The organism is Enterobacter sp. BIDMC93, assembly GCF_001037805.1.
GTDB lineage: Bacteria > Pseudomonadota > Gammaproteobacteria > Enterobacterales > Enterobacteriaceae > Enterobacter > Enterobacter hormaechei_C.
Genome location: NZ_KQ089962.1, coordinates 983,557 through 996,629, shown reverse-complemented (window position 1 = coordinate 996,629; position 13,073 = coordinate 983,557). Strand labels below are relative to the sequence as shown.

15 protein-coding genes are annotated in these 13,073 nt (G+C 55.0%); 11 read left to right on the top strand and 4 right to left on the bottom strand.

The window, feature by feature from the left end:
- Nucleotides 1–7: 7 nt before the first annotated feature.
- On the bottom strand, nt 8–820 hold the full coding sequence (gene mlaF, locus SK58_RS04695) for a phospholipid ABC transporter ATP-binding protein MlaF (protein WP_017382730.1): 813 nt from the start codon (nt 818–820) through the stop codon (nt 8–10).
- 227 nt (nt 821–1,047) lie between these two features.
- On the opposite strand from mlaF, the gene SK58_RS04690 reads away from it, so the two are divergent.
- The 11 genes from SK58_RS04690 to npr all read left to right on the top strand — a co-directional run bounded on the left by SK58_RS04690 (nt 1,048) and on the right by npr (nt 8,967).
- A complete protein-coding gene (locus SK58_RS04690; protein ID WP_003861852.1) occupies nt 1,048–2,025 on the top strand; it encodes a calcium/sodium antiporter in 978 nt (325 codons plus the stop codon).
- Nucleotides 2,026–2,038: 13 nt separating this feature from the next.
- Complete coding sequence (kdsD, locus tag SK58_RS04685) at nt 2,039–3,025, top strand: arabinose-5-phosphate isomerase KdsD (RefSeq protein ID WP_003861853.1); 987 nt, start codon at nt 2,039–2,041, stop codon at nt 3,023–3,025.
- Between the two features lie 14 nt (nt 3,026–3,039).
- Nucleotides 3,040–3,606, top strand: coding sequence for a 3-deoxy-manno-octulosonate-8-phosphatase KdsC (gene kdsC / locus SK58_RS04680; protein ID WP_017693909.1), 567 nt, complete (start codon nt 3,040–3,042; stop codon nt 3,604–3,606).
- Nucleotides 3,603–4,178: an LPS export ABC transporter periplasmic protein LptC gene (gene lptC, locus SK58_RS04675; protein ID WP_015571983.1), complete on the top strand. Its 576-nt coding sequence runs from the start codon at nt 3,603–3,605 to the stop codon at nt 4,176–4,178. Before kdsC ends, lptC begins: the two co-directional genes overlap by 4 nt.
- Entirely contained in the window at nt 4,147–4,701 is a 555-nt protein-coding gene (gene lptA / locus SK58_RS04670; RefSeq protein WP_017693908.1) for a lipopolysaccharide ABC transporter substrate-binding protein LptA, read from the top strand. Before lptC ends, lptA begins: the two co-directional genes overlap by 32 nt.
- Before the next feature lie 6 nt (nt 4,702–4,707).
- Nucleotides 4,708–5,433, top strand: a complete 726-nt coding sequence (gene lptB / locus SK58_RS04665) for an LPS export ABC transporter ATP-binding protein (protein WP_003861862.1) — start codon at nt 4,708–4,710, stop codon at nt 5,431–5,433.
- Between the two features lie 47 nt (nt 5,434–5,480).
- On the top strand, nt 5,481–6,914 hold the full coding sequence (gene rpoN, locus SK58_RS04660; protein ID WP_003861864.1) for an RNA polymerase factor sigma-54: 1,434 nt from the start codon (nt 5,481–5,483) through the stop codon (nt 6,912–6,914).
- Between the two features lie 22 nt (nt 6,915–6,936).
- Nucleotides 6,937–7,224: a ribosome hibernation promoting factor gene (gene hpf, locus SK58_RS04655; RefSeq protein ID WP_003861866.1), complete on the top strand. Its 288-nt coding sequence runs from the start codon at nt 6,937–6,939 to the stop codon at nt 7,222–7,224.
- 82 nt (nt 7,225–7,306) lie between these two features.
- Complete coding sequence (gene ptsN, locus SK58_RS04650) at nt 7,307–7,798, top strand: PTS IIA-like nitrogen regulatory protein PtsN (protein WP_003861869.1); 492 nt, start codon at nt 7,307–7,309, stop codon at nt 7,796–7,798.
- 45 nt (nt 7,799–7,843) lie between these two features.
- Nucleotides 7,844–8,698 carry an RNase adapter RapZ gene (gene rapZ / locus SK58_RS04645; protein ID WP_003861870.1) on the top strand — a complete coding sequence of 285 codons (855 nt, stop codon included), beginning with the start codon at nt 7,844–7,846 and terminating at the stop codon, nt 8,696–8,698.
- A complete protein-coding gene (npr, locus tag SK58_RS04640) occupies nt 8,695–8,967 on the top strand; it encodes a PTS phosphocarrier protein NPr (RefSeq protein ID WP_003861872.1) in 273 nt (90 codons plus the stop codon). Before rapZ ends, npr begins: the two co-directional genes overlap by 4 nt.
- Nucleotides 8,968–9,006: 39 nt before the next feature.
- Here npr and mtgA read toward each other — a convergent pair whose 3' ends face one another.
- The 3 genes from mtgA to arcB form a co-directional block, all read right to left on the bottom strand.
- A complete protein-coding gene (gene mtgA / locus SK58_RS04635; RefSeq protein WP_045348099.1) occupies nt 9,007–9,732 on the bottom strand; it encodes a monofunctional biosynthetic peptidoglycan transglycosylase in 726 nt (241 codons plus the stop codon).
- A complete protein-coding gene (gene elbB / locus SK58_RS04630) occupies nt 9,729–10,382 on the bottom strand; it encodes an isoprenoid biosynthesis glyoxalase ElbB (protein ID WP_048219438.1) in 654 nt (217 codons plus the stop codon). Before elbB ends, mtgA begins: the two co-directional genes overlap by 4 nt.
- A gap of 232 nt (nt 10,383–10,614) precedes the next feature.
- Entirely contained in the window at nt 10,615–12,948 is a 2,334-nt protein-coding gene (gene arcB / locus SK58_RS04625; protein WP_048219436.1) for an aerobic respiration two-component sensor histidine kinase ArcB, read from the bottom strand.
- Between the last annotated feature and the right edge of the window lie 125 nt (nt 12,949–13,073).

The following is a 13,073-nucleotide window of genomic DNA, read 5'->3' as shown; positions in this document are numbered from 1 at the left end:
GAGTGGCTTAACTCCCTATTCCGAGTAAATCGTCATGATAGTCGCCCGCCGGATAGCGGAAAGGCACCGGCCCATCTGCGATACCGTCCAGGAACTGCCGCACGCGTGGATCGCCATTCTCCTGCAACGCCTGCGCGCTGCCGTGGGCGACGATCTTTTTGTCAGCCACAATATAGGCGTAATCAGCGATACTCAGCACTTCCGGCACGTCGTGGGAAACCACCACGCAGGTGACGCCAAGGGCGCTGTTCAGCTCCGAAATTAACTTCACCAGCACGCCCATGGTGATGGGGTCCTGCCCGACGAACGGTTCATCGAACATGATTAAATCGGGTTCCAGGGCAATAGCACGCGCCAGCGCGGCGCGGCGCGCCATCCCACCCGAGAGTTCGGACGGCATGAGTTTCGCAGCCCCCCGCAGCCCCACGGCTTCAAGCTTCATCATCACCGTACTGTGCAACAGCTCAGGAGGAAGATGGGTGTGCTCACGCAACGGATAGGCCACGTTGTCAAAAACGTTCATATCCGTGAACAGCGCGCCCGACTGAAAGAGCATGCTCATCCGTTTGCGAACCGTGTAGAGGCGCGAGCGAGACATCGCCGGGACATTTTCGCCGTCGAAGAGAATTTCGCCGCTGTCAGGGGGGATTTGCCCGCCGATAAGACGCAGCAACGTGGTTTTACCGATCCCTGACGGCCCCATGATGGCGGTGATTTTACCGCGCGGCACGGTCAGCGAAATATCATCAAATATTAACCGGTTGCCGCGAGAAAAACTGACGCCCCGGACATCGACTATATTCGCCATCGTTTGGCTCATTTATGGTTCCTTACTTACCTTGCTTCACGGCTGGCATGAAGCGTAAATCAGCCCTAAACCCCGCATTTTTACAGAATATTCACTATTGGGGTTAGCGAAAGCTGGCATTTGTTTTACTTTTCCGGCGCATAAAGTCAAAATTAGGAATTCGTTACGTCTCAGACTTCATCTGGCGCCAACATTCGTGCGCAGTGGACCAGCGAGTATACCTGAAGAAAGGACTTTTGATGCTTTTAGCAACAGCACTGTTAATAATTGGTTTACTGTTGGTGGTCTACAGTGCTGACCGTTTGGTCTTTGCCGCATCCATTCTCTGTCGACTCATTGGCATGCCGCCCATCATTATCGGCATGACGGTGGTCAGTGTAGGCACATCGCTTCCTGAAATCATCGTTTCTGTTTCAGCCTCGCTGCATGGGCAGGTCGACCTCGCTATCGGCACCGCGATTGGCTCTAACATCGTCAATATCTTACTGATTTTAGGCTTAGCCGCATTACTGCATCCATTTCGCGTGCATTCTGATGTTTTGCGCCGGGAATTGCCGTTAATGTTAGTCGTCAGTCTGCTGGCAGGCTACGTACTTTATGACGGGGTGCTGAGCGTCGGTGACGGTATATTCCTGCTCGCCCTGGCCGTGATCTGGTTGCTTTACAGCGTGAAGATCGCACGTCTGGCGGAAAAACAGGGCAACGATAGCCTCACGCGTGAGCATCTCGCCGAGCTGCCCCGGGAAGGGACCTTACCCGTCGCCCTGCTGTGGCTGGGCGTCGCGCTGATCATCATGCCAATGGCCACACGGATGGTGGTCGATAACGCGACGGTGCTGGCGAACGCGTTTGCGATGAGCGAACTGACAATCGGTCTGACGGTAATCGCCATCGGCACCAGCCTGCCAGAGCTGGCTACCGCCATCGCCGGGGCGCGTAAAGGGGAAGATGATATCGCCATCGGCAATATCATCGGCTCGAATATTTTCAATATCGCGATCGTGACGGGGCTGCCAGCGTTAATCTCGCCGGGGCCGTTTAATCCTATGGTTTTCACGCGCGATTACGGTGTAATGCTGCTGGTCAGCGTGATTTTCGCCCTGCTCTGCTGGCGGCGAAAAGAGCAGATCGGCAAAGGCGCAGGCGCGCTGCTGACGGGTGGATTTATCGTATGGCTGGCGATGCTGTACTGGCTTTCGCCTCTTCTCTCTGGGTAAACGGAAACGCATTATGTCGCAAATAGAATTGCAGCCGGGTTTTGACTTTCAGAAAGCAGGCAAAGACGTTCTGGAGATTGAACGTGAAGGTCTGGCGCAGTTAGATCAGTACATTAATCAGGATTTTAGTCTGGCCTGTGAGAAGATGTTCTACTGTGCCGGCAAAGTCGTGGTGATGGGGATGGGCAAATCCGGCCATATCGGACGCAAAATGGCGGCGACCTTTGCCAGTACCGGCACGTCGTCATTCTTCGTTCATCCCGGTGAAGCCGCGCACGGTGACCTCGGCATGGTTACGCCGCAGGACGTGGTTATTGCGCTGTCCAACTCCGGGGAATCGAATGAAATCCTGGCGTTGATCCCGGTGCTAAAGCGTCTGCACGTACCGCTGATTTGCATGACCAGCCGCCCGGAAAGCAGCATGGCGCGTGCGGCGGATATTCACCTGTGCGTGAAGGTGCCTAAAGAAGCCTGCCCGCTGGGGCTGGCGCCGACCTCCAGCACAACCGCCGCGCTAGTGATGGGCGATGCCCTTGCCGTTGCGCTGCTGGAAGCCCGCGGTTTTACGCCTGAGGATTTCGCCCTGTCTCACCCCGGCGGCGCGCTCGGGCGCAAACTGCTGCTGCGGGTTAACGATATTATGCACACCGGGGATGAGATCCCGCACGTCAGCAAAGAGGCCTCTTTGCGCGACGCGTTACTGGAGATCACCCGTAAAAACCTGGGCATGACGGTTATCTGCGACGATCTGATGAAGATTCAGGGCATTTTCACCGACGGCGACCTGCGCCGGGTATTCGATATGGGTGTGGATGTCCGAACGCTGGGCATTGCTGATGTGATGACGCCAGGCGGGATCCGCGTCCGTCCGGGCACGCTGGCGGTAGATGTGCTGAACCTGATGCAGTCCCGTCATATTACCTCAGTGATGGTTGCCGATGGCGACCAACTGCTGGGTGTGGTACATATGCATGATCTGCTGCGCGCTGGCGTAGTGTAATGAAGGATAAGACAATGAGTAATGCGGGTGCATCCCTTGCAACCTGTTATGGCCCGGTGAGCGCCCACATGATGGCAAAGGCGGAAAATATCCGCCTGCTGATCCTCGATGTGGATGGTGTGCTCTCCGACGGTCTGATTTATATGGGCAATAACGGCGAAGAGCTGAAAGCCTTTAACGTTCGCGACGGTTACGGTATCCGCTGTGCGCTCACGTCCGGTATTGAAGTTGCTATCATCACCGGGCGGAAAGCTAAACTGGTAGAAGATCGGTGTGAAACGCTGGGCATTACCCATCTCTATCAGGGGCAGTCTGATAAGATGGTAGCTTTCCGGGATCTGCTGGGAAAACTGGCCATTGCACCAGAGAATGTGGCATACGTCGGGGATGATTTGATCGACTGGCCAGTGATGGCGGAGGTGGGTCTGAGCATCGCCGTGGCTGACGCGCACCCGCTGCTGATCCCGCGTGCTGATTACGTTACCCATATTCACGGTGGCCGCGGCGCCGTCCGTGAAGTCTGCGATCTGCTTCTGCTGTCGCAGGGCAAGCTTGATGAGGCGAAAGGGCAATCGATATGAGTAAAACCAGACGTTGGGTTATCATTCTGCTTGCGCTTGTCGCCCTGGTACTGATTGGCGTCAACCTCGCTGACCGCGATGATACGCAAGCGGAAGTGGTTAACACGAGCGACCCGACCTATAAAAGCGATCACAGCGACACCGTGGTCTATAGCCCGGAAGGCGCGCTGAACTATCGCCTCGTTGCTCAGCATGTAGAATATTTTTCAGATGACGGTACCTCGTGGTTTACCCAACCGGTCATGACCACCTTTGATACGGATAAAGTGCCGACGTGGTCTATCAAGTCTGACCGGGCAAAACTGACAAATGACCGTATGCTTTACCTGTATGGTCACGTTGAAGTCAACGCCCTGACCGCTGACGCGCAACTGCGAAAAATTACGACGGATAACGCCCAGATCAACCTGGTCACCCAGGATGTCACGTCGCAGGATCTCGTCACCCTGTATGGCACAACATTTAATTCCAGCGGTTTAAGAATGCGCGGGAACTTACGCAGCAAAAACGCCGAGCTGATTGAAAAGGTTAGAACCTCCTATGAAATTCAAAACAAACAAACTCAGCCTTAAAGTTATTATCGCCAGCGCGCTGCTGGCGGCCAGTCTTCCCGCGCTTGCTGTGACTGGCGACACCGAACAGCCGATTCATATTGAATCCGATACCCAGTCTCTGGATATGCAGGGTAACGTCGTCACCTTTACCGGCAACGTCGTCATGACCCAGGGCACCATTAAAATCAACGCCGACAAAGTGGTCGTTACCCGTCCGGGCGGCGAGCAGGGCAAAGAGATTATCGATGGTTATGGCAATCCGGCCACCTTCTACCAGATGCAGGACAACGGCAAGCCGGTGAAAGGCCATGCCTCGCATATGCACTATGAACTGGCGAAGGATCTGGTCATCCTGACCGGTAATGCTTACCTGGAACAGCTGGACAGCAATATCAAAGGCGACAAGATCACCTATCTGGTGAAAGAGCAGAAAATGCAGGCCTCCAGCGAAAAAGGCAAACGCGTCACGACCGTGCTTGTGCCTTCGCAGTTGCAGGACAAGAACAACGGTCAGGCTCCGGCAAAGAAAAAGAGTAACTAATTCGTTATGGCAACTTTAACTGCAAAAAACCTCGCGAAAGCGTATAAGGGCCGCCGCGTCGTCGAAGATGTCAGTCTGACCGTCAACTCCGGCGAAATCGTGGGTTTGCTTGGCCCTAACGGGGCGGGTAAAACCACGACCTTCTACATGGTGGTGGGCATTGTCCCGCGTGACGCCGGCAACATTATCATCGATGATGAAGATATCAGCCTGCTGCCGCTGCATGCCCGCGCGCGTCGTGGTATCGGCTATCTGCCGCAGGAAGCGTCTATCTTCCGCCGCCTAAGCGTGTTCGACAACCTGATGGCCGTGCTCCAGATCCGTGACGATCTGACCAGCGAGCAGCGCACTGACCGTGCGAACGAGCTGATGGAAGAGTTTCATATCGAACATCTGCGTGACAGCCTCGGTCAGGCGCTGTCCGGTGGTGAACGCCGCCGCGTTGAGATTGCGCGCGCGCTGGCAGCAAACCCAAAATTCATCCTGCTGGATGAACCGTTTGCGGGCGTTGACCCCATCTCCGTTATCGATATCAAACGTATTATTGAGCACCTGCGCGATAGCGGGCTTGGCGTACTGATCACGGACCACAACGTTCGTGAAACGCTGGCCGTGTGTGAGCGCGCCTACATAGTGAGCCAGGGCCATCTGATTGCCCACGGTACGCCGCAGCAAATCCTCGAAGATGAGCATGTTAAGCGCGTGTACCTTGGGGAAGACTTCAGACTCTGATAGGGTAGAGGTTAAGTCACGCCGAACCGGAGAAAAACGCTCTGAACATGAAGCAAGGTTTGCAATTACGGCTCAGCCAGCAACTGGCCATGACGCCGCAGCTACAGCAGGCAATCCGTCTGTTGCAGCTGTCCACGTTAGAACTCCAGCAGGAGCTCCAGCAGGCGCTGGACAGCAATCCGCTCCTGGAGCAAACCGATCTTCATGACGAGGTAGACGCCCAGCAGACGCAGGACACAGAAACGCTAGACTCCGTAGATGCGCTCGAACAAAAAGAGATGCCGGACGAACTGCCGCTGGATGCCAGCTGGGATGAAATCTACACCGCGGGTACCCCTTCCGGGACGCGTGCAGACTACCAGGATGATGAACTCCCGGTCTACCAGGGCGAAACCACTCAGTCGCTTCAGGACTACCTGATGTGGCAGGTAGAGCTGACCCCTTTCTCCGATACCGATCGCGCCATTGCCACCTCGATTGTCGATGCCGTTGACGACACGGGCTATTTGACCGTGACGCTGGACGAGATTCTGGAAAGCATCGGCGATGACGAGATTGAACTGGAAGAGATCGAAGCCGTCCTGAAACGCGTTCAGCGTTTCGACCCGATTGGCGTCGCCGCGAAAGATCTGCGCGACTGCCTTCTGATCCAGCTTTCGCAGTTTGCCAAAGAGACACCGTGGATTGACGAAGCCCGGCTCATCATCAGCGATCATCTGGATCTGCTGGCGAATCACGACTTCCGCACCCTGATGCGCGTCACGCGCCTGAAAGAAGAGGTGCTGAAGGAAGCGGTGAATCTGATCCAGTCGCTGGATCCGCGTCCGGGGCAGTCGATCCAGACCAGCGAACCGGAATATGTCATTCCTGATGTGCTGGTGAGAAAACACAATGGCCGGTGGGTCGTTGAACTGAACGCCGACAGCATTCCTCGCCTGCAAATCAACCAGCAATACGCCTCCATGTGCACCAGCGCACGTAACGACGCTGATAATCAATACATTCGCAGCAACCTTCAGGAAGCACGCTGGTTGATCAAGAGCCTGGAGAGCCGTAATGACACGCTGCTGCGCGTCAGCCGCTGTATTGTCGAACAGCAGCAGGCGTTCTTTGAGCAGGGCGAAGAGTTTATGAAACCGATGGTGCTGGCGGACATCGCCCAGGCCGTCGAGATGCATGAATCAACCATTTCCCGCGTGACCACGCAGAAGTATCTGCACAGCCCACGCGGTATTTTTGAGCTTAAGTATTTCTTCTCCAGCCACGTGAACACCGAAGGCGGCGGCGAAGCCTCGTCAACGGCTATTCGCGCCCTGGTGAAGAAGTTGATCGCCGCGGAGAACCCCGCGAAGCCACTCAGTGACAGTAAGTTAACCACCATGCTGTCCGATCAGGGTATTATGGTGGCACGTCGTACTGTCGCGAAGTATCGAGAGTCTTTATCCATTCCGCCGTCTAACCAGCGTAAACAACTGGTTTGACACAACCGATAAGGAAGACACTATGCAGCTCAATATCACCGGACATAACGTCGAGATTACTGAGGCTTTACGCGATTTTGTAAACACTAAGTTTGCGAAACTCGAGCAGTATTTCGAGAGGATCAACCAGGTCTATGTTGTGTTGAAAGTGGAGAAAGTGACGCATATCTCGGATGCGACCCTGCACGTCAACGGAGGGGAACTCCATGCCAGTGCGGAAGGGCAAGACATGTACGCGGCTATCGACGGCTTGATTGATAAGCTTGCGAGACAGCTCAATAAACATAAAGATAAACTGAAACAACACTAATTGTCCGGGCAGTTAACGGGTGCAGGACGGCCTGTTGTGAAACACAACAGGCCATTTGTACAGTTAGCGCTTAGGTGAAATTATGATAAACAACGATTCCGCTCTTCAACTGAGCAATGTCCTTAACCAGGATTGTACCCGCAGTGGCGTTCACTGCCAGAGCAAAAAACGTGCGCTGGAAATCATCAGTGAGCTGGCCGCAAAACAGCTGGGTCTGCCGCCGCAGATCGTGTTTGAAGCCATTCTGACCCGTGAAAAAATGGGCAGTACCGGCATCGGCAATGGCATTGCGATCCCGCATGGCAAGCTGGAAGAAGATACGCTGCGTGCCGTGGGGGTGTTTGTGCAACTGGAAACGCCTATCGCTTTTGACGCCATCGATAACCAGCCTGTGGATCTGCTTTTCGCGCTGCTGGTTCCTGCCGATCAGACCAAAACCCACCTGCACACGCTGTCGCTGGTTGCCAAACGTCTGGCGGATAAAACCATTTGTCGTCGACTGCGCTCAGCCCAAAGTGATGAAGAGCTTTATCAAATTATCACTGAAGCAGAAGGCAATCAGGATGAGGCATAATCGGGAAAGGGCCTTCAGAACGGCTGCCCTGAGGAGAAACGGAACATGGTGCTGATGATCGTCAGCGGTCGTTCGGGGTCCGGGAAGTCCGTGGCCCTGCGCGCGCTGGAAGACATGGGATTTTACTGTGTAGATAACCTGCCGGTAGTGTTGTTACCCGATCTGGCGCGGACGCTGGCGGACAGGCAAATCTCTGCCGCCGTCAGTATTGACGTGCGTAACATGCCGGAATCGCCGGAAATCTTCGAGCAGGCAATGAACAGCCTGCCGGAATGCTTCTCGCCTCAGCTCTTGTTCCTGGATGCTGACCGCAACACGCTGATCCGCCGCTACAGCGATACACGTCGTTTGCATCCGCTCTCCAGTAAAAATCTTTCGCTGGAAAGCGCCATCGATAAAGAGAGCGATCTGCTTGAGCCGCTGCGTTCCCGGGCCGACCTGATTGTCGACACCTCTGAAATGTCCGTCCACGAGCTGGCGGAAATGCTGCGTACGCGCTTACTCGGCAAGCGCGAGCGCGAACTGACGATGGTGTTTGAATCCTTCGGCTTTAAGCACGGCATACCTATCGATGCGGATTACGTTTTTGATGTGCGTTTCCTGCCGAACCCACACTGGGATCCGAAACTGCGTCCGATGACCGGTCTGGATAAGCCGGTGGCAGCGTTCCTCGATCGACACACAGAAGTACACAATTTTATCTACCAGACGCGAAGCTACCTTGAGCTATGGTTACCTATGCTGGAAACAAACAATCGCAGCTACCTGACGGTGGCGATTGGCTGTACCGGCGGTAAACATCGTTCGGTCTACATTGCCGAACAGCTGGCCGATTACTTCCGCTCACGCGGGAAGAACGTTCAGTCCCGTCATCGCACGCTGGAAAAACGCAAAACATGACCGTAAAACAGACCGTCGAAATCACCAACAAGCTGGGCATGCATGCGCGCCCGGCGATGAAGCTGTTTGAACTGATGCAGGGTTTTGATGCTGAGGTGCTGCTGCGCAACGACGAGGGAACCGAGGCAGAAGCCAACAGCGTGATTGCGCTACTGATGCTGGATTCTGCCAAAGGCCGTCAGATTGAAGTTGAAGCCACCGGCCCGCAGGAAGAAGAAGCGCTGGCGGCAGTGATTGCCCTGTTCAACGCCGGGTTTGACGAAGACTAACGTTCGCCATGTCGGCGGGTAGCGCTGCGCTTACCCGCCCTACCTAAGATTATTTCGCTCCATAAACCCTTCCCCACCCAGCTGGCGCATCTGACGCATAATCCACGCCTGGCGGCTTCGCACGTAGCCTGACGGGGCGCTGGCCTTAAAACGCAGCGGGTTCGGCAGCACGGCGGCAAGCAGTGCCGCTTCGGACATAGTCAGCCTGCTGGCGGGCTTGCCAAAATAGCGCTGCGATGCCGCTTCGACACCAAATACGCCGTCACCAAATTCCGCGATATTCAGGTAGACGGTTAAAATGCGTTTTTTGCTCCACACCGTCTCGACGCCCAGCGTCAGCCCGGCCTCCAGCCCTTTTCTCACCCAGCTGCGACCGTCCCATAAGAACAGGTTTTTTACCGTCTGCTGAGAAAGCGTCGATGCGCCGCGGACGCGGTTTTCATGACGTTCATTATGATCCAGCGCCTTCTCGATAGCCGCCACGTCAAAGCCCCAGTGCTCCGGGAATTTCTGATCTTCTGCCGCAATGACCGCCAGCCCCATCCACGGCGAGATTGCATCCATGCTGACCCAGTCAGAATGGGCAACATAGCCAAAATCCCCAGAGAGCCAGGCGCTAATCTGCCGCTCTGCCATCACGGCCGAGAACGGGACGGGCAGGATGCTGAACAGCGCAATACCGCCGCCCCAGAACACGGCCAGGACCAGCATAATACGCAGCAGGATCCGTTTTAACCACCCGCCGGGGGAGAATTTACGACTCATTCGGTCAGGACCAGCACTCTGTCCACCAGCTTTTCAATGCCTGCGGCAGCCTCGGCGATGTTCTGCGCCAGCATATACGCTGGCGTGGTGATGATCTTGTTGTCCTCGTCCACCACAATGTCGTCTACCGGACATGGCACGTGTTCGCCGCCCATATCCTCGACAATCTCAGCGGTATCAATGTCGGTTCCGATCGTGAGCCGCAGCGGGAAATCAAAAATTTTCGGCAGCATGGTCGGCGCAATGCAGATAAAGCCCTGCGGCTTACCTGCCGCATGCATCGCCAGCGATAGCGCTTTCAAATCGGGATCGACATGACACGCCGTGCCTTCCGTTGCAAACGTGCTAAGGTTTTTCGCCGCGCCAAAACCGCCCGGCACGATGAGCGCATCAAGCTCAGCGGCATCGGCCTGTGCCAGCGGGTGAATATCGCCGCGCACAATACGCGCCGCTTCAATCAGCACGTTACGGCTTTCCGCCATTGGCTCGCCGGTGAGATGATTAATCACGTCTGCCTGGGTTTTATCCGGGGCGAAGCAGATAACGTCTGCCCCCTGGCGCGATAATGCCAGCAGCGTTAATACGGTTTCATGTATCTCTGAACCATCGTAAACACCACATCCGCTCAGCACGACACCAATCTTTTTCATTCTGACGATCCTTCTATGCAACTCGCTGAAGCACATTAAAAATTCTGATTAAAACGCTATGCTTCACACATTTCACTGATTCATGTAACAAACTATTTAAGATTTGCTATCTTATCTGCGTGCGGCCTCAATTTTCAGGCGGCGTCCATGCGAAAACAACCCATAAAAATCAGGCGCAGCCACGATTTCCCTGGTGTTGGCGCAGTATTCGCGCACCCCGGTATAGCCGGGGTCATTTTTTTCTGGCGTCCACCCAGGCTTTCAGCACTGCCACATCGTTTTGCCACTCTTGTTTCATCTCTTCGACCCAATCACCTACGTTATCTTCCCAGGCAGGTAAATCAGGCGACTGAATCTGTTGGCCCAGCTGCTGGAGATGGCGTAACCCGACAGATCCTGCCGCGCCTTTGATTTTATGTCCCTCTTCGACGATGCCCTTCTGGTCACGCGCCGTCAGGTTGGATTCGAGCACGTTCAGATAGCCCGGCATCATTTTTTCGAACACGGCGAGGCCATCGGTGATCAGTTTTGGTCCCACCAGATCGATATACTGCTCCAGCATGGCGGTATCCAGTATCGTTTGGGCTTTAGCGCTATCAACAGACGTCATGGTGCTCTCCTCTTCATCACAGGTATCCCAGAACTTCTTGATCATCGCCGTCAGGGCGGGTACCGCCAGCGGCTTGCTGAGCACATCGTCCATACCGGCCTCGAGATACTCTTTTTTATCTTTCAACACGTTTGCGGTCAACGCCACCAGCGGCGGCAGCTCGTCAGGAGCATATTTGCGCGTCAGCTCGCGGGAGATATCCAGCCCGGTCATGTCCGGTAGCTGAATATCGAGCAGCACCAGGTCATACTCGCCCGGCGTGAACATCTCCAGCGCGGCTTTGCCGGTCATCGCCACATCCACGCTGTTACCGAGTTTTTCCAGTACCGACCGGGCGACAATAACGTTCAGCTCAATATCTTCCACCAGCAGGACGTGCAGGGCTGGCAGCGGCATATCGTCGTTCTCAAACGTATCTTCCACCTCTTCCGCGACGGCAGGCGCGTGGACGGTAAGCGTAAAGGTGGAGCCTTTACCCGGCTGGCTGGCAACGGTGATATCCCCGCCCATACTTTTCGCCAGACGTTTCGACACCGCCAGTCCAATGCCCGTACCGGTCGCCGGTTTACCGCCGTGGCTGTCTTTAACCTGATAATACATGGCGAAGATCTTATCCTGTTCCTCTTGAGGAATGCCGATACCCGAGTCCTCAACTTCAAAGTGCAGCATGTCGCCTTCGTCATAGCGAATGCGCACCGCAACCTGCCCCTGCTGGGTAAACTTCACGGCGTTGCTGATGAGGTTCCACAGGATCTGCCGCAGACGTGTGCCGTCCGTCACCACTTTATGCGGCAACGGCAGCGTTGGCTCCATCACAAAGCTCAACCCTTTTTGCTGAGCCTGTAAACCTGACAGGTTTTCCAGGTCCGCGAGGAAACCGGTAAAATCAACCGGCTGGTTGTCGAGCTGAACTTTACGGCGTTCCATCTTATCCATGTCGATAATATCATTGAAGATATTGCCCAGCGTGACCGCCGAGACGTGGATCGTTTTTAGGTATTTTTCCTGCTCGCTGGTCAGCTCGGTATCCAGCAGAATGCGGCTCAGCCCCACAATGCCATTCAGCGGGGTGCGCAGTTCATGGCTGATGGTGGAGATGAAGGTGGTTTTATCCCGGCTGGCGCGCTCCAGCGCATCCTGATAGCGCTTACGCTCGGTGATATCACGGCCAAAGCCCATCAGACCATGACGTTTCCCCACCCGGTCGTAATAAGGCACTTTGCGGATCTCAAAGCAGGCTTTGCGCCCGTCGGGGTAGTCCAGCCACTGCTCATAGGTCAGCGAAACGTTATGGCGGAAGACCTTTTCATCCGTCTCCATCACTTTTGCTGCCGCCTCTTCGGAATAGACATCCTGAGGTTTCAGGTGGATCAGCTGCTTTTCGCTTTTCCCGGTCAACAGTTCCATGGCCCGGTTACAGCCGGAGAACTCTTTATCTTCATTACGGTAGAACACCAGATCCGGCGACGCATCGAGGAACGAGCGCAGGAAAGAGGATTGCTGTTCAAGCTGGATCTGCGTCACTTCACGCTCTTTCATCTCAACTTTTAGCTGCTCAAGCGTGGTCTGACGCTCGGCTTCCGCCTTCTCACGGTCTGAAATTTCCTGATTCAGCTGGGCAATGTTGTCCTTGAGCTGGACGTTGAGTTTGAGATCGCGCTCGCGCATCTCTTCCAGCTTATCCACCAGTTTCGATAAACGCTGTCGGGACTCTTCCAGTTGCTCAACCACCACGGAGAGAAAATAGACCGCCCATGGGGTAATCAGCAGGCCAAAGAAAATAGAGCGGATCACGTCGATGCTCTCGACCTGACCATGCAGAACCATGGTCACGGCCATTTGCACGACGATGGCCAGAACGACCAGCGCCAGCGCCAGCAGCATGGAAAAACGCACCAGCCCGAGCTTCATCATCAGGTCGACGTAGTACTGGGCCAGCATTCGAATTTGCTTCATAGAGGATCCCTTCACGACTTTATCGCTCAATAATACTCAAATTCACGGCGAGGCGTTGAAGGTTGTGAGAAAAAGTGCGGGGTGAAACAGGAGATTAGCCTCGCCCCCGGGCAACCGGGAGCGAG